At 64.2% G+C, this 18,774-nt stretch carries 15 protein-coding genes; 8 read left to right on the top strand and 7 right to left on the bottom strand.

Going from position 1 to position 18,774, the window contains the following annotated elements; genetic code table 11:
• Positions 1-53: 53 nt before the first annotated feature.
• Positions 54-848, bottom strand: coding sequence for an alpha/beta fold hydrolase (locus tag CVS27_RS18055; RefSeq protein ID WP_103467244.1), 795 nt, complete (start codon positions 846-848; stop codon positions 54-56).
• Between the two features lie 183 nt (positions 849-1,031).
• On the opposite strand from CVS27_RS18055, the gene CVS27_RS18050 reads away from it, so the two are divergent.
• On the top strand, positions 1,032-1,826 hold the full coding sequence (locus CVS27_RS18050) for a GNAT family N-acetyltransferase (RefSeq protein ID WP_370739533.1): 795 nt from the start codon (positions 1,032-1,034) through the stop codon (positions 1,824-1,826).
• 141 nt (positions 1,827-1,967) lie between these two features.
• Here CVS27_RS18050 and CVS27_RS18045 read toward each other — a convergent pair whose 3' ends face one another.
• A complete protein-coding gene (locus CVS27_RS18045; protein WP_103467243.1) occupies positions 1,968-2,405 on the bottom strand; it encodes a MarR family winged helix-turn-helix transcriptional regulator in 438 nt (145 codons plus the stop codon).
• A 93-nt stretch (positions 2,406-2,498) separates the two neighbouring features.
• On the opposite strand from CVS27_RS18045, the gene CVS27_RS18040 reads away from it, so the two are divergent.
• Positions 2,499-3,968: an MFS transporter gene (locus tag CVS27_RS18040; protein ID WP_103467242.1), complete on the top strand. Its 1,470-nt coding sequence runs from the start codon at positions 2,499-2,501 to the stop codon at positions 3,966-3,968.
• A gap of 100 nt (positions 3,969-4,068) precedes the next feature.
• Here CVS27_RS18040 and hutU read toward each other — a convergent pair whose 3' ends face one another.
• Entirely contained in the window at positions 4,069-5,748 is a 1,680-nt protein-coding gene (gene hutU, locus CVS27_RS18035) for a urocanate hydratase (RefSeq protein ID WP_103467241.1), read from the bottom strand.
• 235 nt (positions 5,749-5,983) lie between these two features.
• On the opposite strand from hutU, the gene CVS27_RS18030 reads away from it, so the two are divergent.
• From CVS27_RS18030 to CVS27_RS18015, 4 genes are all read left to right on the top strand, one after another.
• Complete coding sequence (locus CVS27_RS18030) at positions 5,984-6,811, top strand: helix-turn-helix domain-containing protein (protein WP_103467240.1); 828 nt, start codon at positions 5,984-5,986, stop codon at positions 6,809-6,811.
• A gap of 274 nt (positions 6,812-7,085) precedes the next feature.
• Positions 7,086-7,931, top strand: a complete 846-nt coding sequence (locus CVS27_RS18025) for an ABC transporter ATP-binding protein (RefSeq protein WP_103467239.1) — start codon at positions 7,086-7,088, stop codon at positions 7,929-7,931.
• Positions 7,932-7,956: 25 nt separating this feature from the next.
• On the top strand, positions 7,957-9,015 hold the full coding sequence (locus CVS27_RS18020; protein ID WP_103467238.1) for an iron-siderophore ABC transporter substrate-binding protein: 1,059 nt from the start codon (positions 7,957-7,959) through the stop codon (positions 9,013-9,015).
• On the top strand, positions 9,012-11,117 hold the full coding sequence (locus tag CVS27_RS18015) for an iron ABC transporter permease (protein ID WP_243400266.1): 2,106 nt from the start codon (positions 9,012-9,014) through the stop codon (positions 11,115-11,117). The genes CVS27_RS18020 and CVS27_RS18015 overlap by 4 nt, the downstream gene beginning before the upstream one ends.
• A 21-nt stretch (positions 11,118-11,138) precedes the next feature.
• Here the strand turns inward: CVS27_RS18015 and CVS27_RS18010 are convergent, their stop codons facing one another.
• Positions 11,139-11,894: an alpha/beta fold hydrolase gene (locus CVS27_RS18010; protein ID WP_103467237.1), complete on the bottom strand. Its 756-nt coding sequence runs from the start codon at positions 11,892-11,894 to the stop codon at positions 11,139-11,141.
• A 173-nt stretch (positions 11,895-12,067) separates the two neighbouring features.
• On the opposite strand from CVS27_RS18010, the gene CVS27_RS18005 reads away from it, so the two are divergent.
• Entirely contained in the window at positions 12,068-12,553 is a 486-nt protein-coding gene (locus CVS27_RS18005) for a DUF3515 family protein (RefSeq protein WP_103467236.1), read from the top strand.
• A gap of 3 nt (positions 12,554-12,556) precedes the next feature.
• On the opposite strand, the gene CVS27_RS18000 is transcribed toward CVS27_RS18005, so the two are convergent.
• Together CVS27_RS18000 and CVS27_RS17995 are read right to left on the bottom strand one after the other, a co-directional pair.
• Entirely contained in the window at positions 12,557-13,696 is a 1,140-nt protein-coding gene (locus tag CVS27_RS18000) for a N5-glutamine methyltransferase family protein (RefSeq protein WP_103467235.1), read from the bottom strand.
• A 77-nt stretch (positions 13,697-13,773) separates the two neighbouring features.
• Positions 13,774-15,630: a hypothetical protein gene (locus CVS27_RS17995; protein WP_133162985.1), complete on the bottom strand. Its 1,857-nt coding sequence runs from the start codon at positions 15,628-15,630 to the stop codon at positions 13,774-13,776.
• A gap of 215 nt (positions 15,631-15,845) precedes the next feature.
• Between CVS27_RS17995 and CVS27_RS17990 the strand changes: the two genes are divergently transcribed.
• The gene (locus CVS27_RS17990; protein ID WP_103467233.1) at positions 15,846-16,085 is read left to right on the top strand and encodes a hypothetical protein; all 240 of its coding nucleotides are present in this window, start codon (positions 15,846-15,848) and stop codon (positions 16,083-16,085) included.
• Between the two features lie 85 nt (positions 16,086-16,170).
• On the opposite strand, the gene CVS27_RS17985 is transcribed toward CVS27_RS17990, so the two are convergent.
• Entirely contained in the window at positions 16,171-18,414 is a 2,244-nt protein-coding gene (locus CVS27_RS17985) for an alkaline phosphatase family protein (protein WP_103467232.1), read from the bottom strand.
• Positions 18,415-18,774: the final 360 nt, after the last annotated feature.

The following is an 18,774-nucleotide window of genomic DNA, read 5'->3' as shown; positions in this document are numbered from 1 at the left end:
AGCGCATTTCTCCGCCAGGGCAGTTGCAGCGGGCGACACCCTGGGCCGGGACATCAACCAAGGGATAGCAGGAACTCCGTCGCATCCATCGCCACCTGCTCGGGGCATTCCCAAAGAACCAGGTGCGCCGCCTCGGGATAGACCTTCAACACCGCCCCGTCGATGCGCTCCACCAGGGCGTCCTGCTGCCAGCGTGGCAGCAGGTTGTCGCGGGCGCCCCACAGAATCAGCGCGGGTGCCTGGATGGCCCCGGCCTCAGTGGGCGGAGTTGCATCAGAGAACCCCGCCAGAATCCGTTTCCACGCGTGCGCCGGCATGCTGACGCCGTCGCTGACACGGTCCTGGAGATACCACGTCGGCACCTCTTGCACCAAGGGAAACCACGACAGTGAGTCCCGCACCCAGTCCTCCGCGACAGGGTCTGTCAGTGCCTCAACTTCGGCCGCGAAAGGGGCTCTCCCCTGCAGGGTCACGGGAGATCCCACCAGGACCAGCGCCGCAACCAGGTCCGGGCGCATGATCGCCAGTTGCTGCGCCACATACCCGCCGCTGGAGGAACCCAGCACGAACGCGCTGCGCACCTTGAGGACAGTCAGAATTGCTGCGGCGTCCCCGGCCTGTTCGGCCAGGGAATACCCGTCCTCCGGCTTGTCCGCATCGCCCTGGCCGCGGAGGTCGGGGGCGTAAACCCTGAAGTTGTCCAGAAACGGCAACATCCGCTCAAAGCTGCGCCGGGACTCACCCCACGCATGGAGCAGCAACAGCGGCTGTGCCCGCGCATCACCCTGGATGAGGCACGGCACTGAGATGCCGGTTCCCAGGACCAGATTCCTCACCTCGGATTCCATGGGATCAGGTTACTCCCCCTGCAGATGCACGGCACCGGCCCCGACCCCCTTGCGGCTCTCCTGCGCAATTGCCTGGCCGGCCTCCACCAAGATCCGGTGGTGTGGACTGAGTTGCCACTGCACTCAAACGTCGCTGCGGGTGGCGCAGGGCACTTGCCCCGGCCGTCCGCGCCTGAGAAGCTGATGCCAATGACTATTAAAGAGCGCTACCTGCAGGCCTACGACGAGCAACTCCGCACCGACGCCGAAACACCCAGCGCGCTCAGCGTGACTAAATTGGGTCCCCTGCGCCTGGCCACGTTCGCCGGCGGGCTCGGCTTCATCACGTACCGGGATCTGGGAGGTGCCCTGGCCGCGGACATGCCGGGGCTGGTGTCCGCGGCACTGAAGCATTACCGCGCCGACCCCGGGATCGACAAGGTTGAGTGGAAGGTCCGCATGCACGACGCCTCCCCCGGGCTGCCCGCAGCGCTCGTGTCTCACGGCTTCGCCCCTGAAGAGGCCGAATCCATCATGGTGGGCCCACTTGAGGGCCTGTGCGCCAACGTGCCCGAACCCGACGGCGTGAGCTTGCGAAAAGTCACCGCTGAGTCCGATGTCCGGGCCATGAGCGCCATGGCCGACGAAGCCTTTGGCGAGGCAGTCGACACGCGCATGGCCGATGCCCTGCTGGCCCGTCTGTCCCGCAACGACGGCATGGAACTCTGGGTGGCCGAGGCCGACGGCCGAATGGTCAGTTGCGGGCGGCTCGAGCCAGTGCACGGCACCGACTTCGCGGGCATTTGGGGCGGGTCCACCCTCGAGGCCTACCGGGGCCGCGGCATCTACCGGGCGCTGACGGCCGCCAGGGCACGCTCCGCCCTGGAGCAGGGAAAGACGCTGGCCCACAGCGATTCGTCCGAATTCTCCCGCCCCATTCTGGAACGCTCGGGCCTGCTGAAGGTCTCCACCACCATCCCGTATTACTGGCGCCGCTGAAGCACGACGCCGTACATGCCAAAGCGCCGCGCCGGAACGGGTAATCCAAGCCTGAGCCCGGCGGCCGTCAGCGTCACTGGTTTTCGGTGCCGGTCAGGAGCGTGGGCGCCTGCGGGGAGCCACAATGTGGCATCCGAGCTCCTACTTGGCCTTCGTTTCGCGATAGTCCTCGATCGAGACGTTAAACCTGTGCATCAAATCCGCGAACATGTTCACGTCTGCATCCGGCCAGTCGGCCAAAATACGTTTCAGCGCGCTCACCGAGTGTTCGCTGACCTCCCTGAGCCGGGTCTGGCCCGAAGTCGTCAGCGAGAATTTGCGGGCAGCACTGCCGGCCGGATCGAGAATTCGCTCGAGGAACCCTTCCCGCACCGCCACTGTTGTTTGGCGTTGCAGGGTGGACGCGTCCAGGCGGAAGGCCGTGCTGAGTTCGCCGATTGACATGGGGCCTTGGCTGGCGATTCGGCTCATCAGCAGGTAGACGCTTCGGTCCAGCCCGTCGCCATCGCGATGCTGGGCAACTGTGAAGCGGCTCAGCAGCATCTGCTCGTATTCAATGTCCGCGATGCGGCGTTCCATCGATTCAAATCCTCCCGTGTGTTTCTAAGAGTCTAGCTGAACATGTACTATGAATAATTTATGTACTCTGCACATTTATTCTGAAAGGCCATCGTGTCCAAAGCAACCTCAGCCGGAATCCCGCGCTCAGGACTAGTCGTCGGCGTCCTTGCCTCCGCAGGCATCGCCGCGTCCATCACCCAGACGATGGTTACGCCACTGATCCCCCAGCTGCCCACTATCTTCAACACCTCGGCGTCGAACACTGCCTGGATCATCACGGCAACACTGCTCGCCGCCGCCGTGGCAGTGCCGATCTCGGGTCGCTTGGGTGACCTTTTCGGCAAAAGACGCATGATCTTGATCTTGGCCATGCCTCTGATGCTTGGTGCGATCGTATGCGCCATGGCCCCCACGGTGGAGGTCATGATCATTGGACGTGCCATGCAGGGGCTGGGGTCCGGAATGGTACCTCTGGGCATCGCCATGCTGCGCGACCTTGTCCCGAAGGAACGGTTATCGTCTGCTATCGCCACGGTCAGCGCCACGCTGGGCGTCGGCGGTGCCATCGGCATGCCGATTGCGGCAGCAGTCGTTGAGTTCGCGAACTGGCGAGCACTGTTCTTCGGTAGCGCCGTCGTCACACTGATCGTGGTCGCGGCAATCTGGAAGTTCATTCCCACCCTGTCCGCCGGTGCAGCCGGTCAACGCTTCGATTGGTTGGGCGCCATTGGACTCACCATTGGTCTGGTCTCCCTCATGCTGGCCGTCTCCAAGGGTTCCTCGTGGGGCTGGACTGATCCGCTGACACTGGGCCTGTTCGCCCTCGCGGTCATCTCGCTGCTGTTGTGGGGCATGTGGGAAACTCGCACCAAGGATCCACTGGTTGACTTGCGCACAGCTGTCATCCCGCGCGTGCTGCTCACCAACATCGCCTCGATCTTTGTTGGTTTCGGAATGTACGCGAGCATGCTGGTTATGCCCCAGATCCTGCAGATGCCTGCCGAGACTGGCTACGGTCTGGGTCAGTCGATCCTGGCCGCCGGCCTGTGGATGGCTCCGGCAGGACTCATGATGCTGGTGCTCGCTCTGTTGGGCGGGCGGCTCTCCGACGCACGCGGGCCCAAATTCACCTTGGTTCTGGGCGTTGCGGTTATTGCGCTCGGCTACGGTGTTGGCCTGCTGGGCATGGGCAGCACCTGGGGCTTGTTGGCGACAGGTCTTGTGGTCAATAGTGGTGTGGCCCTGGCCTACGGTGCCATGCCGGCCATCATCATGGGTGCCGTACCACGCAGTGAAACCGCTGCCGCCAATGGCTTTAACACGCTGATGCGGTCACTGGGTACCACTGCCGGTGCCGCAGTCGTCGGCCTGGTCCTGGCGCAGATGACGACAGACTTCCACGGTGTTCCCATCCCCTCGGAAGCTGGTTTCCGGATGGCCTTGATTCTCGGTGCTGGCATCTCCCTCCTCGCCGCCGTCATGGCCGCATGCATCCCCGCAGCAGCCAAGAAGAAGTCCGCGACGGCCACGAGTGTCCCGCTTGACGTTGCTGCGCAGAAAGAACCCGCCCTCACCAAGTAGGTCACTAAGTTCATCAGAAAATGACGCCGATACGGTCATTCGCGCTTGATATATCACCAGCGCCGGACCATATCGGCGTCATTTCATGTTTTGGACGAGTTTAATGCTCCTGCATGGGGACACGAACCCCGCGCTCGGCGGCAACGTCAATGGCACGCTCGTAGCCGGCGTCGGCGTGGCGGATGACGCCCATGCCGGGATCGTTGGTGAGCAGGCGGGCCAGCTTCTCAGCGGCCAGTGGCGTACCGTCGGCAACTGACACTTGACCGGCATGGATTGAGCGGCCAATGCCCACGCCGCCGCCGTGGTGGATGGAAACCCAGGTGGCTCCGGATGCGGTGTTGAGCATGGCGTTCAGCAGCGGCCAGTCCGCAATGGCGTCCGAGCCGTCCTTCATGGACTCTGTCTCGCGGTAGGGGGAAGCCACCGAGCCGGAGTCGAGGTGGTCACGGCCAATCACAATGGGTGCCTTGACTTTGCCGTCCGCCACCAACTGGTTGAACATCACCCCGGCTTTGGCACGGTCGCCGTAGCCAAGCCAGGCGATCCGGGCGGGAAGGCCCTCGAATTCAACGTGTTCCTGGGCGGCGTTGATCCAACGGTGCAGGTGCGCGTTCTCGGGGAACAGTTCCTTCAGTGCCTCATCGGTGACGCGAATGTCCTCGGGGTCCCCGGAGAGGGCAACCCAGCGGAACGGGCCCATCCCTTCGCAGAACAGTGGGCGGATGTAGGCCGGCACAAAGCCGGGGAATTCAAAGGCCCGGTTGTAGCCGCCCTTGCGGGCCTCGTCGCGGATGGAGTTGCCGTAGTCAAAAACCTCGGCGCCGGCGTCCTGGAATTCCACCATGGCCTGCACGTGGCGGGCCATGGCATTCTGGGACTTCTTGGTGAAGCCCTCCGGATCAGCCTCGGACTCCGCCACCCACGTATCCACCGTGTACTCGGTGGGGAGGTAGGAGAGCGGATCGTGAGCGCTGGTCTGGTCGGTGACAATATCCACGGTGAACTCACCGGCCTGGTGGCGGCGCAGGATCTCCGGGAACACCTCGGCAGCGTTGCCCACAACACCCACGGACAGCGGGGTCTTGGCAGCCTTGGCCTCCAACACCCGCTCAAGGGCCGCATCCAAAGAAGGGGCCAGTTCGTCCAGATAGCGCTTGCCCACGCGGCGCTGGAGGCGCTCGGCGGACACATCAACGATCAAGCATGCGCCGCCGTTCAAGGTGACGGCCAGCGGCTGGGCACCGCCCATGCCGCCGCAGCCGCCCGTCAGGGTCAGCGTGCCGGCCAGGCTGCCGCCAAAGCGCTTTTCGCCAATGGCGGCGAAGGTTTCAAAGGTGCCCTGCAGGATCCCCTGGGTGCCAATATAGATCCACGACCCGGCCGTCATCTGGCCGTACATCATCAGACCTTCAGCCTCCAGCTTGCGGAACTCCGGCCAGGTGGCCCAGTCGCCCACCAGGTTGGAGTTGGCCAGAAGCACGCGCGGCGCCCACACATTGGTGCGGAACACGCCCACCGGCTTGCCGGACTGCACCAGAAGGGTTTCGTCGTCATCGAGGGTCTTCAGCGTGGCAACAATGGCGTCGTACGCCTCCCACGAGCGTGCCGCGCGGCCCGTCCCGCCGTACACCACCAAGTCCTCAGGGCGCTCGGCAACTTCGGGGTCAAGGTTGTTCATGAGCATGCGCAGGGGCGCCTCAGTCTGCCATGACTTGGCCGAGAGTTCTGTGCCACGGGCTGCGCGGATGGTGCGGGACGGGTCATGCATCGTTGCCATGAGGTTCCTTTGCTAGCGGTTCGGCGTTCAAGGCCGGAAGAGTCCGGCAAAAGTTCTTATGTTCTTATCCAACTCCGCAGCGCCACGCAATCCTAGGGGTTCGGCACGCACTGCGTCTGTGATTCCAGACAATCCCGAACTACGACGGCGGGACGTCACCTTGTTGCCTCGCCTCGCCACAGGCTGGGCGCCCCACGGCAACCACGCACCTCCTGGCTCCGGTACACTCACTCGCATGACCCTTGCACCGCTCCCCGATGCCGGACACGGAGCGTGGCGGCGCGAGCCAAGCACCGTTGTCCGCCAAGGGATGTCCGCACCGGCGAGCATGTTGGACTCCTTTGTCATCTTTGCCGAATCGGAAAGTCCCCAGGCTCCCCTGGAGTGGGAACCACACTCGCACCTCCTGCACGAACTCGTGTGGGTTCGGGGCGGCACCCTGACGGCGCGCGTGGGCAGCCTGGTCTTCACCGTGTCCGAGGGGGAAGGCCTGTGGCTGCCCGAGGGCCAGGTCCACGCCGGGCGACTCACCGCGAACGTTGAATTTCACAGCGCTTTCTTTTCTCCGCACCGCACACCGCTGAGCTTTGACGGGCCCACTGTCATCACCATGGATCCGCTCCTGGAATCCCTGCTCAAGCATCTCGCCCGCACGGATCTTCTCAGCGACGCCAGGGTCCGGGCCGAGTCCGTGGTGTTCGATGTGTTGGAGCCGTCGCGGCAGCAGCTCCAACTCCAGTTGCCGGGTGACACCAGGATTGACCCCATTGCAGAGACGCTGCTCAACGACCCCTCAGACGGGCGTTCCCTCGATGACTGGGCCCGGCTGCTGGACATGAGCGAACGCACCATCACCCGCGCGTTTCGTCACGCCACCGGCCTGTCATTCGCGCAGTGGCGGCGGGCTTTGCGGGTCCACCGGGCCTTGGCCCTGATGTCCGAGGGCTGGGACGTCCGCGCCACCTCGGAGATGGTGGGCTACGCGCAACCAAGCTCCTTCATTGCCGCGTTCCGCACCGTTCTGGGCACCACCCCCGGCGCATTCGCCGGTGCACTGGAATAACACTCCAGCACGCACCGGGAGTGTCCGAAAACCCGAATCGACTGTCCCACAATCCAGATTGCGGACACCTCAGGGTGCCCCATATACTCACTAAGGCAAGGCGAACCTAACCTCCAACAGCGTCAGCGGTTACACCGCTCGTTAGGCAGGGCGCCTGCCCACCCCGGACTGGCGTACCGCGCCTGATCCTTTCACTTTCTGCCCTAGGTCCGGCCATGCTTCCCACCCCCACCGCGCACGTTGATCTGCGAGCCGCTGCCACTGGCAGCCCGGCGTGATTCCGGCAACCTCGCTCAGCGGGAAAAAATTGGTGTTGCAATACGGCCGCGACACAGTGGTGCACGGGGTTTCACTCACCCTCGAACCCGGCCAGGTGACAGCCCTGGTGGGCCCCAACGGAAGCGGAAAATCAACACTGCTTCGCGCGCTGGCACGGCTGCACCGCGTGCACGAGGGAGAGACCATCCTTGGCGGGCACGACGGCCAAGACGCCCGCGCTGCGTCCCTGCTCTCCGCGCGGGATTTTGCCCGCGAGGTCACGCTCTTTTCCCAATCCCGGCCCGCCCCGCAGGGCTTGACCGTGCGCGAAGTTGTTGCCTTGGGCCGCCATCCGCACCGCCGGGGCTTTGGCGGATTGTCCGCGAAGGACCGCACCGCCATCGACCACGCCATGGGCACCACGGGCGTTGGCACCATGGCCGAGCGCTCCGTCGGCGAGCTTTCCGGCGGCGAGATCCAGCGGGTCTGGCTGGCCGCCTGTGTGGCCCAGGAGACCGGCGTCGTGCTGTTGGATGAACCCACCAACCACCTGGATCTGCGCTACCAGATAGAAACCCTGGATCTGGTGCGTGATTTGGCCGATGATCACGGCGTTGCCGTGGGCATTGTGCTGCACGATCTCGACCACGCGGCCCGCATCGCCGACAATCTCCTGCTGTTGTCCGCAGGCCGTATTCACTCCTCCGGCCAGCCCGCCGAGGTGCTCACCGCCGAAAACATCGGTGAGGTCTACTCCATCCGGGTAGAGGTCAGCTTCGACGAGCACAGCAACCGTCTTCGCATCGATCCGCTCGGGCGCCATTCGCCTCGGGTCCGGGCAGCATCTGCCCAACTTTCCTAGTTTCATCCAACCCGAAAGAATCCTCATGATCCGTATTCCTTCCCTGACGGCTGCCGCGGCAACACTCGCCGTCGCCGCGTTCGCCCTCACCGGCTGCGGCACCACCACCGTTGACAGCGCCGGAAATGCGGCAGTCGCTGCCGCCTCGCAGGACTGCGCAGCCGACACCACAACCACCGCCACGGGCGCAGTGTCCATGACCGACGGCGTTGGCCGCACGGTCAAGCTCGACAAGCCCGCCGAGCGGATTGCCGTGCTGGAATGGCAGCAGATTGAGGATGCGCTCACGCTCTGCGTCGCCCCGGTCGCGGTCTCCGATTCGGCCGGCTACGGCACGTATGTCAGCGCCGAGACCATCCCCGAAGGGGTGGTCGACATCGGTACTCGCGGCGAGCCTGACCTGGACACCCTTTATGCCGCGAACCCAGACCTGATCATCATCGAGGCTTTCGGCGCCGACGACGAGCTCATCACACAGCTCGAGGCGCGCGGCGTGCCCGTGCTCGCCACCCTCGGAGCCAACGGCGCCGACCCCATCGGCAACATGAAATCCGTCTTCTCGATGATCGCTGAGGCCACGGGCCGCACCGAGCGTGCCGAAGCGGTCCTGGGCAGCTTTGATAAGTACCTCACCGACGCCAAGGCCAAGGTCGAGACCGCCGGCCTGCCGACGTCGAGCTTCCTGTTCTTTGACGGCTGGATCGAGGGCGGCAACGTCACCATCCGCCCGTACGGCAAGGGTGCCTTGTTTACCGCCCTCGGCGAGGAACTGGGCATGACCACGGCCTGGACCGATGAGATCGACAAGAGCTACGGAAACGGCGGCGTGGACCCGGCCTACGGCCTGGGACAGACCGACATTGAGGGCTTGACCGCGGTGGGCGGCGCCAACTTGTTCTACTCCAACGACGACACCGCGGACAGCTACGTGACCGAACTGGCCAAGAACCCGATCTGGACCGCGCTGCCGGCCGTCAAGGAAGGCCGCTCCTACGCGTTCCCGTCAGGCGTCTGGGGCGCCGGCGGGCCGCTGTCCTGCCAACAGGCCATTGACGCGTTCGTTAACGCCCTCCTCAAGGGGTGAACACTCTCACCCCCACTGCAGCACCTGGGAGCCTGTCCCAAAAGCTTCACGCCAACCCCCGCGACACTGCCGCGGGGGTTGGCGTTCTGGCCGTCCTGGTCCTCGCGATCGTGGCCGTGGGTCTGTGGCACATGACCCAGGGCACCTCCGGCGTGGGCCCGGCGGAGCTGCTGCGCCTGGTCACCGGGGCGCAAGAGAAGGTGGGCGGCGTGCCGGTCATCGACGTGCTGACCGGCTCGCGCCTCCCCCGCTTGTTCGCCGGCGTCGCCGTGGGCTTTGCCCTCGGTGTCGCTGGCGTACTGCTGCAATCGATCACCCGAAACGTGCTGGCGTCCCCGGACACCTTGGCCGTCACAGCAGGCTCCTACTTTGCGCTCTCGCTCGTGGCAGCCTTTGGCTTGGCCGTGCCGTTGTGGGCGTCCAGCGGCGTTGCCTTTGTCGGCGGCCTGCTGGCCGCCGCCCTGGTCCTGGGTCTGGCCGGCAACAGCGCCGGCAACGGAACCACCCGGCTCATCCTGGCCGGTTCGGCCACGGCCATGGCCTTGGATGCTGCCACGGCCATGCTGTTGATCCTGTTCAAGGAAAACACCACGGGCCTGTTCGCGTGGGGCAGCGGCTCGCTGGCCCAACTCAACGTTGACGCCTCGGTCCGGGCCGCCCCTGTCATCATCGTGGTCTTGTGCGTGGCATTTTTGTTGTGCCGGCGGCTCGACGTCCTGAAATTGGGCGACGACACCGCCGCAACACTCGGTGTGCCGATCCGTTCAACCCGGCTCATCGCCGTGATCTGCGCCGTGCTGCTGACCAGCATCTCGGTGACTCTAGCCGGCCCCATCGCTTTTGTGGGCCTCGGTGCCCCAGTACTGGCCCGCCTCATCGCCAACCGCGTCCAGGCGCTGCACCGGCACCTGTTCCTGGTGCCGCTGTCCGGGCTGCTTGGCGCGCTGTTGATCCTGCTCGCCGACGCCGTGCTGCGCGGCATTCTCAGCGCCGAAGGTGCCACCTCCATCCCGACCGGCATTCCCACGGCGATGCTCGGTGCCGTTCTGATCGTCATCCTCGCGATGCGAATGCGTGATTCGGGCCCCATCCGCCAGCCACCCCATGCCCGGGTCGGCATCCACTCCCGCCGCCGCTTCCTGGCGGCCCTTTCGATTGCCGCGGTGCTACTCCTCGTGGCCGTTGTCATGGGTCTGTTGGCAGGCAGTTTGTGGCTGCGGCTGGGTGACATTGCGCTGTGGCTCCAAGGTGCCGCGCCTGACTTGATTGGCCGTGCCCTGGATGAACGCGGCCCGCGGGTGGCTGCTGCCGCCCTGGCCGGTGCTGCACTGGGCTTGGCTGGCTGCGTGGTTCAAGCCACCGTTCGCAATCCCCTCGCGGAGCCGGGGTTGCTCGGCATTACGGCCGGCGCAGGTTTGGGTGCCGTCAGTGTGGTGACCTCGGGGGCTGGCGGACGCCCCCTCCTGATCATCATGGCGGTGGTGATGGGCTTGGCCACCTTCGCTTTGATCGCCCTGTTGGCGTGGCGCGGCGGATTCCTGCCGGATCGTTTTGTGTTGATCGGCATTGGGTGCGGTTATGGGCTCAGCGCCTTGACAACGTTTCTGCTGTTGCGTGCCGATCCGTGGAACACTCCCCGGATCCTGACCTGGCTCTCCGGAACCACTTACGGCCGGACGTTTCCCGATGTTGCCCCGGTGGCCTTGGGGCTGCTTGTGGCGGTGCCGTTGTTGTTCATGATGCGCCGCCAGCTGGATCTGCTGGCCATCGATGAGGACACCCCGCGCATCCTCGGGATCAGATCCGAGCGCACGCGCCTGCTGCTGCTGGCTGCGGCCGCCGTTCTGGCGTCCCTGAGCGTGGTGGCGATTGGCGCCGTCGGCTTTGTGGGGCTGGTGGCTCCGCACCTGGCCCGGGCCCTGGTTGGTGCCCGGCATGGCCGGCTCATCCCGGTCTCGATGCTGCTGGGCGCGCTGTTGGTGTCCGTCGCCGACATTCTGGGCCGGACCCTGATTTCGCCCGCCCAGATCCCGGCCGGGCTCATGATTGCCTTGATCGGCGGCCCCTACTTTGTGTGGCTGCTGCGACGCTCGCGGGGTTAGCGGCCAGCGGTTGGAGCAAGGTCAAAGCTGGGCCAGAAAGTCCCGGACGAGGGTGCCGATCAGTTCCGGGCGCTCGGCAATCAGTCCGTGGCCGGTTCCGGGCACTATGGACAGCTGCGCGCCCGGAATCGACGCCGCGATCAGCAGGCTGTGGGCCGGCGGGATCGAGTCCCGGTCCCCGGACATGATGAGCGTCGGTGCGGTGACGGCAGCCAGGCTGGCAGGATCGATCTGGGGCTCGCTGGTCCACAGCCGCATGAGTTTGGCGAGGACGGCGTCGGCATGGCCGGCACCATCCGGGGAGAGTCGCCCATAGTGCATTCGTTCCAGATCCGGCTTCACTTCCCCCTGCGCGGACGACGGCGGGGAATCCAGCCGGGGGCCGTTGCCGGCTGCGGGGGTGAAGACGGCGGGATCAAGGTTGGCGCTGATGGCCACAAGCGAGCGCACCCGCTGCGGATGTTCCAGTGCCAGCATCAGGCCAATGATCGCGCCGTCGCTGTAGCCGATCACATGCACCGATTGCAGGCCGTGGGCGTCAAGATAGGCGAGAGTGTCAGCAATGCCGCGGGCGTAGCTGTAGTCGGCGTTGATGTCAGCCGAACGCCCGTGGCCGGACCGTTCAAAGGCAAAGACCTGGTAGTTCTGCGCCAACTCATCAAACTGCCCGCGCAGCGACTCCAGGGAGCAGAAACCCCCATGCAGCAATAGGACCGCATCTCCCGCGCCGGCAACTTCCGAATACAATTCTTCGCCGTTGATGCTCAGGTAGTTCATAGGATCCAACCGTCTTTCGGGGCACCGTCTTCCGGGGCCGTTTGCGCGTTGCAGTGCCGGGCCTGTCCGCCCGTCAGAGATTACCACTGGCCCGGGCCGGGCTGACCACCGCCTTGCCTGGCCGGGCGTACACTGCGGCAATTAACGCGGTGGCCAGCAGCTAGGCTTGAAGCATGCGTTTGTCTGTGCCTTCCCGCCGTCCACTTGTGGCCCTGGCGGCCGCTTCCCTGCTTGTCATGACGGCCTGTGCACCGTCCGTGACCATCACCGCCGCCGAGGACGCCAACAATCCGGCGTGTGCCCCCATGATGGTGGCGCTGCCGGATTCCTTGGCCGACGCCAAGCGCCGGACCACCACAAGCCAGGCCACGGCAGCTTGGGGCGAGCCGTCCCTGGTGGTGTTGCGCTGCGGTGTGACGGTACTCGGACCCACAACGGACAAGTGCGTGAGCGTCAACGGCGTGGACTGGGTCCTGAAGCAAAAAGAGGAAACATGGACCATCACCACGTACGGGCGCACCCCGGCCACCGAACTGGTGCTAAAGGAGAACACGATTCCCTCGGACACCGTCTTGACGCAGATTTCTGCCGCGGCTGCGAAGATTCCAGCCACCCGCAGCTGCGTAGGCGCCGGGGACTTGGAAACCCCTAAGAGCTAGCTGCTACACCTGTTCGCCGAGCCTCCACAAGGACGTAACTTCCTTGCTGCGGGCGTCAAAGAACGGGTCGCTGCTGTCCATGGAGCGCGGGTGTTTGGCTGGTGTGTCCACCTTATCCAGCACCGTGAGCCCAGCTTTCTCGATCCACCCGAGCAGTTCTTCTCGTGAGCGCAGGCCAAGGTGCTCGGCCAGGTCTGAAATGATCAGCCAGCCCTCTCCCCCGGGTTCCAGGTGTCCGCCCAAGCCCGTCAGGAAGGCCTTGAGCATGCGGCTCTTGGGATCGTATACGGCGTTGTCCAACAACGTATTGGCCGTTCCGGGCAGCCACGGCGGGTTGCACACCACCAGGGGCGCACGCCCGTCCGGGAACATGTTGGTCAGGCTCGCTTCCACGGCGTCGGCCAGACCCAGGCGTTCCATGTTGTCTTGGACGCAGGCAATGGCCCGTGGTTCACTGTCCGTGGCAATGACAGTCTTCACCCCGCGCTTGGCCAAAATGGCCGCCAGCACCCCGGTGCCCGTGCCAATGTCAAAGGCCAGCTCTCTGGTTGGCAGGGGCGCCTGCGCCACCAACGCCAAGTATTCGCTGCGGATGGGCGCAAACGTCCCATAGTGCGGGTAGATGAGGTCATCGAGTTCCTGCACAAACAATCCGTTGCGGCGCCATTCGAAAGCGCCCACGGCGCCGAGCACGTCCTGCAACGGGGCAACCGTCAGGGTGTCCACGTCACCGGCAGCGGCTTGCCAGGCTGCTGAAACGTCCGGGGCGCGGCGCAAGGCAACGGCCGGGCCGGGCTCCAAGGGGACCAGCACAAGGCCCAGCATCCTTGCCCTTTGTGTCCGTCCCTGGCGGTAGCGGTAGAAGGCTTGGGCGACGCTTTCGCCGTCGTGCCGGGAAAAGGTGGGCAGGCGCCGGGCCATGGCTGAGAGCAGCTGGCGGGCATTGTGATAATCACCCTGCCACAACAATGCTGTGCCCTGGGCGGCCAGGCGGTAGGCGTCGTCGGCGGTCACGGAGTCATCCACGGCCTGGACCTTTTGGGGCGCTGCGGCACCGCTGGCTGAGTACCACGGGGCGTTGTGCTGCGCCTCGCCGTGCGTCCAGGAAATGGTATTCGACGGCGGCAATGGTTCAATGCTCATGGGGTGGGGCTCCTCGAATGATTGCCGGGGCCAAGCAGTGCTGGCGAGTGCCCACAGGACAGGACTAACGCCCTAGTTTAGCCCGTGAACGAGGCCAGCATTTTTTGGATGGCTGCGAATTCGCTTCCCCCGGCATAGTTTTGTGCCGACGCCATGTCATCAAAATTGCTCACGTGGCTGAAGCTGACCTGGCGCGTGGTTGTGTTGTGGACGGCAGACTTCACCCCAGTTTCCACCGTGACCGTTCCGGTGAGCTGACCTGGTGCCCGCTGGGTGGGTTCAGCGGCGGCGGCACTGATGGACGCGGCCAGCTTGACATTCTGCGGCCACAGGTTGCTTTTGCGCAGCTGGTCCTTGCCACCCAAGTCCATGGCCAAGGACTGGACAGCGAACGGTGCCGGGGCCGAAAGCTTGGCGCCTCCAGCTACGGTGCCAAGCACCGTCACGGGCACCAGCGTCCCGGCGATGCCCGCGTGGACGCTGTCCATGACCGTGAGTTCAGCTTTCTTGCTGCCGCTGTGATCGTAAACCACCACGCTGTTGCGCTGCCCAAACTGCTGGTTGATTGAGCCATCCATGACGGTCCAGCCGGCCGGGTGTTCAAAACTGATTTTGGCCGCATTCAGGGTCCCGGAATACCTGGCCCATTGCATGGTGCCTGCAATGTTCACTGTGACACTCTCCCTTGCCTGCTCCCCCAGAAACCCCTGCTCCCACAGCGCAGCTGCGGAGCTGGCCACCAGTTCCGGGACGGCATTGAGCGAGCCAAGAATCACATCCATCCGCGGACTGATCTGCACCGTTTTGGCGACACAATCCATGAAGCCTTCGACAAACGGCACAGCCCAGCTGCTGGCCAGGGAGATTTGTTCCATGGTGGTGTCCACCAGTGGAGCCACACACGCGGCGGTGGTGGCATCAAAGTCCTCTAGGTTCTCCTGGCTCTCAAGAGTGGCAGCCACCATGATGCTGAGGTAGTTGAGTAAGAACAAGGCAGGGTATGGCTGGAATGTCCACTCCGTCTGATCAGCCCCGGCGGCCGACAGCTCAAATTCCACGGCGGCCCCGGGCACGGCACCCGCCCGCGCGTTGGCGCCTTTCACCAGCGGTGTGAACACCTGCTGAAAGTACGGGTTAAGTATCGTGGGATTGGGCACAGCAGCGCCAAATCGCTGTTCGGCCGTGGCCAGACGCAGCGGAACTGACGTACTGGCGCTCACGGAAACCACCACCTTGCCGGTGGACTCACGCAAACAAATCCAGGCGCCCGCCGGAGAGGGTGCATCAAATGTCATGCCCGCAGCCGCTGCCTGTTGCCCCACGCAGCTTGGCTTGCTGGCCGCCATTTCCGCGGTTTTCTCCACACCGGATTGCACGGTTTTCAATACTTGGGAAACGTCAACGTGGACAGCCCAAAACTCACCATCAGCTGGCACCTGGGCATTAACTTCCTTGGTGTCTGGATTCCACGCCACTCTCATTAATTCCGGTTCGGCGGCATCCTTGCGTTGGTGGACCAGTGCCAGGGAATCAACGCTGGGGCTGAAGCCCTTTGCGTATTCTTGCGGATCCAGTGTGAGCGTCACGCTCATGGCAGCACCATCGGCCAGTGGTGCGCCCAAAGTCAGCTGCAGTTTCTGACTCACCGTCCTGAGTACGCCGCCGTCCTGGGGCGCCGCCGCTGGCCTTCCCAGCGAGGCGCTCACAGCCGTGTCCGTGGCCACTGCTGTGCCGGGCACGGTGATGGTTGCGCCAGCAAGTTCCAGCACAGCCCCTTGGGCTGTTGTCCGGGTCTCCTGTGAGGCGGCCTTGGCGTCAGGCATCAGCGCACAACCGTTCAGCAGCAGTGCCACCCCGGCCAGCACAGCAACTACGCTCGCAGCAGGTGATGGGACGCCGTGGGCACGGCTGAAGACAGCTGAACGTTTTGACACGGATTTCCTCAATGATTCTGTGTGGGAGTCGCCAATTTCAGCGTCAATTTCCTTGTGCGCTGCCTTGACGGCCAAACACAAATGCCACGAGCAGCACTGTGACCCCCCGCACAAAAAACTGTCGTATGCCCCAGCATAGGGGCGGGCTTGCGCAATTTCGACTTATGGCTGGCTTGTGTCAAGGGCCTGAATCTTTGGTGCTAGATTTTTCTACCATGGCTGACACACCAAGGCGACGCCCCGGCATCAAACTCATGCTCATTGGCGGGGCCATCATGACTGCCGGCATTGCCGGTCTTATAGTCTTCCCTCCCGGGTCCTACAACACGGCGGTGCTCATTGCGCTGCTGCTGGCCGTGGTGGGTGGCGGAGTTGTGTGCCTGACCGGCTCCATTCAGCGCATCATCCACCTGTTGAGGACCACGGGCTTCCTGGGGATCAAGATCAGCGAATAACCATGGAACGGGCAATGCCCCGCTGCCATGCCAAGGGGCGGCAGACAACGGGGCATTGCTTTATCGTCTTGCGGCGTGAGCCCTGCTAGGCGCGGGCTCGCTTGCGCAGGCGCAGCACCAATCCGCCGAGCACCAGCATGAGCGCCGCTGAGGAGAGCCAGATCAAGCCGCCGCTGGCACCGGTGGAAGCCAGCCCACCCGAGTCCTGCGCCGCATGATCTGTGCCGGCAGTGCCAGGAGCCGTGGCGCTGCCGGGAGCACTTGTTGACGGAGAGGGTTGTGCTGATTCGCTTGGCGCTCCCACGGCCACGAACCGGACTTCCTGCGTTGCAGTGGCGTTGCCAGCCACATCAGTGGCTCGGAACAACACGGTCGCCGCCTTGTTTCCGGCAACCACTGCTGCTGTGTACGGCGCCCAAGTGGAGCCGGCATCAACGCTGTATTCCAGTGTTGCGATGCCGGAGCCGGCATCCGTTGCCGAAGCCACAGCGGTGCGGTTCGCTGCCACCGAGGTCAAGGCAGGAGCCACGGTGTCCACTTTGATGGTGCCCAAGGTCTTGGTCTCCTCGGTACCGTTACCACCATTGACGGAGCGGTAGTTCACCTTGGTCTCCCCGTCGGCGAGCTGGATGGGAGCAACGTAGGTGACCCATTCGCCGTCGTTCAGCTGGTACTCGGTGCGAATTCCGGACTCTGCAGCCAGGGCCGCGGCGCCTCCGTGCACGCTCAAGGTCAAGGTCGGGGCAGTGGTGTACCAGCCCGAAGCGGGGGCTTGTGCGATGCTGGCGGTGGTGACCGGGACTGTCCAGGCTTCCTGGGTGAGCGTGACCGCATCAACCGTCCAGAACGCACTGTTGGTGCCGGTGTACTTGAAGCGCAGCTGTGCTTCCTTGGCGCCGGCGGGAATGTCGAGCGGCAGGCTTTCCATCCTGTTCGTGTCGATCTTGTAGGCCTTGAGCAGCTGGGGTGTGCCGCCGTCGAAGCTGATGAAGACCTCAGCGGATTGGGGGCCGTCGATGAGGTAGTTGCTGGCGAAGTTCACCGAGGCGGCAGGGTTGCCGTTGAGCGAGAAGGCGGGGCTGACCAAGGTGGAATCAAATTTTCCGGCGGCGTGGGACTTGTCATCCCACTCATCCGAGTCCGCCACAGCAAAGACGTTGCGGTTGCGGACGCTGGTTTCGCGGCCCTGGTTTCGCTCGATGTTGGTCCAGAACTCGTCGGTGGCGAAGGACCAGCCGCTCCACTCGGCGATTCCGCCGGTGGGCATGGCTGAATTGTCGATGCTCCAGCCTTCGGGGGCTGTGTGGGTCCAGCCGAGCACGTCCGCTCCCACGGCTGTTTCATCGGCGCGGGGCTTGAGCTGGCCGCGGAGTGTGTCGAAGGCGTCCGGGACAATTTCGTCGATGGGCTTGCCGTCCAGGTTCCAGGCCGGATCGATCGCCACGCCCTGGTGCTTGAGCACTGTGGGGGCGATGTCCGTGACCTTGACGTCCTCGCGCGTGGAATTGGCGGGGATGCCGGAACCCTGGGCGATGACGAAGGACTGGCGTTCCAACTGGGTGCTGCCGCCATGGCCGCCGGTGGGCGTGTGGCCATGGTCCGCCGTGACAACAATGAGCCACTCTTCCGCCGCGTAGCTGGGGCGGGCCTTGACGGCTGCGAGGATCTCGCCAACCTTGGCGTCGGTGATCTTCAACTGCGCCTGGTAGTTGGCGCTGCTGCTGCCAGAGTTGTGGCCGGCGCCGTCGACGTCGTCAAGATGAACGAAGGTGCTGTCCGGGTTGCCATTCTTGAGGTAGTCAACAGCCTTGGCGGTGGTGTTGTTGTCCGATCCAGCGGAGATTTTCAGGTCCGTGCCGGAGTTGAAGATGATATCGGGGATGGGTCCCCAGGTGCCGGCCACCAGCGTGGACGTGGCGGAGTCGCTGTGTTCCAGGCGGTCCTGGAAATTGGTGAACTGTTCCAGGTTGTTGCCAGTGAAGCTGTTGTCCACCACCTGGTGCTTGTCCGGCCACGCGCCGGTGGCAATGGAGCTCCAGCCCGGTCCCGAGACCGTGGGCGCCATGGGGTTGGCAAAGAGGTTACTGACGGCCGTCATGCCCGCTGTGCGGACCGACTCGATGGCCGGCAGTTCCGTCTTGTCCATGACGCTGATCGAAGCCCCGTCAAGACCGATCACCAGCGACTTCTGGATCTTGGTGCCCGAGGGCAGTCCTTCATAGGGAGCGCCTGGGACTGCTGCGGAGGCGGCGGGTGAAAACGTCATGGCAGCCACCGCCACGGCGGCAGTCACTACAAGTGGGCGGACGACGCGATGTGATGAGCGCATGATCTCTTTTTCGTCTCTGGTGCCGTTGTTGGCACCTTTTGAACGATAATGAGCCAGATGAAAGTTTCCGTTTTAAGCCGGTGATCGCAGCGTGAACACTGCTTGTCAATACAAGCCAAATGCGTTCACCCCGTCGGGTGACGTGGGACACGGCGGACATGAACGACGGCCGTCTGCCCTCCCTTTCACACGCTCTCGCGGCAGACACTGGGCCCCTCACCGCTTTCTCCCCTCAGACCCTCGCTCAGATCCGGGGCTTAATCACGAAACGCTCCTTCAGCAGTGAACTGCTCCCCGGAAGTTGGACTGATTAATTCAGATCTTTACTTCCGGGGAGTTTTTCATGCGTCCGCATAGTTC

It is taken from the genome of Arthrobacter glacialis (assembly GCF_002909445.1).
GTDB lineage: Bacteria > Actinomycetota > Actinomycetes > Actinomycetales > Micrococcaceae > Specibacter > Specibacter glacialis.
The sequence above is the reverse complement of the archived record's forward strand: the minus strand, read 5'-3'. Positions and strand labels throughout refer to the sequence as shown.

Bases quoted from the DNA above. Each gene is read 5' to 3' on its own strand.
- CVS27_RS18055 (WP_103467244.1), bottom strand. From the start codon at position 848: ATGGAATCCGAGGTGAGGAATCTGGTCCTGGGAACCGGCATCTCAGTG.
- CVS27_RS18050 (WP_370739533.1), top strand. From the start codon at position 1,032: ATGCCAATGACTATTAAAGAGCGCTACCTGCAGGCCTACGACGAGCAA.
- CVS27_RS18045 (WP_103467243.1), bottom strand. From the start codon at position 2,405: ATGGAACGCCGCATCGCGGACATTGAATACGAGCAGATGCTGCTGAGC.
- hutU (WP_103467241.1), bottom strand. From the start codon at position 5,748: ATGGCAACGATGCATGACCCGTCCCGCACCATCCGCGCAGCCCGTGGC.
- CVS27_RS18030 (WP_103467240.1), top strand. From the start codon at position 5,984: ATGACCCTTGCACCGCTCCCCGATGCCGGACACGGAGCGTGGCGGCGC.
- CVS27_RS18020 (WP_103467238.1), top strand. From the start codon at position 7,957: ATGATCCGTATTCCTTCCCTGACGGCTGCCGCGGCAACACTCGCCGTC.
- CVS27_RS18010 (WP_103467237.1), bottom strand. From the start codon at position 11,894: ATGAACTACCTGAGCATCAACGGCGAAGAATTGTATTCGGAAGTTGCC.
- CVS27_RS18005 (WP_103467236.1), top strand. From the start codon at position 12,068: ATGCGTTTGTCTGTGCCTTCCCGCCGTCCACTTGTGGCCCTGGCGGCC.
- CVS27_RS18000 (WP_103467235.1), bottom strand. From the start codon at position 13,696: ATGAGCATTGAACCATTGCCGCCGTCGAATACCATTTCCTGGACGCAC.
- CVS27_RS17990 (WP_103467233.1), top strand. From the start codon at position 15,846: ATGGCTGACACACCAAGGCGACGCCCCGGCATCAAACTCATGCTCATT.
- CVS27_RS17985 (WP_103467232.1), bottom strand. From the start codon at position 18,414: ATGCGCTCATCACATCGCGTCGTCCGCCCACTTGTAGTGACTGCCGCC.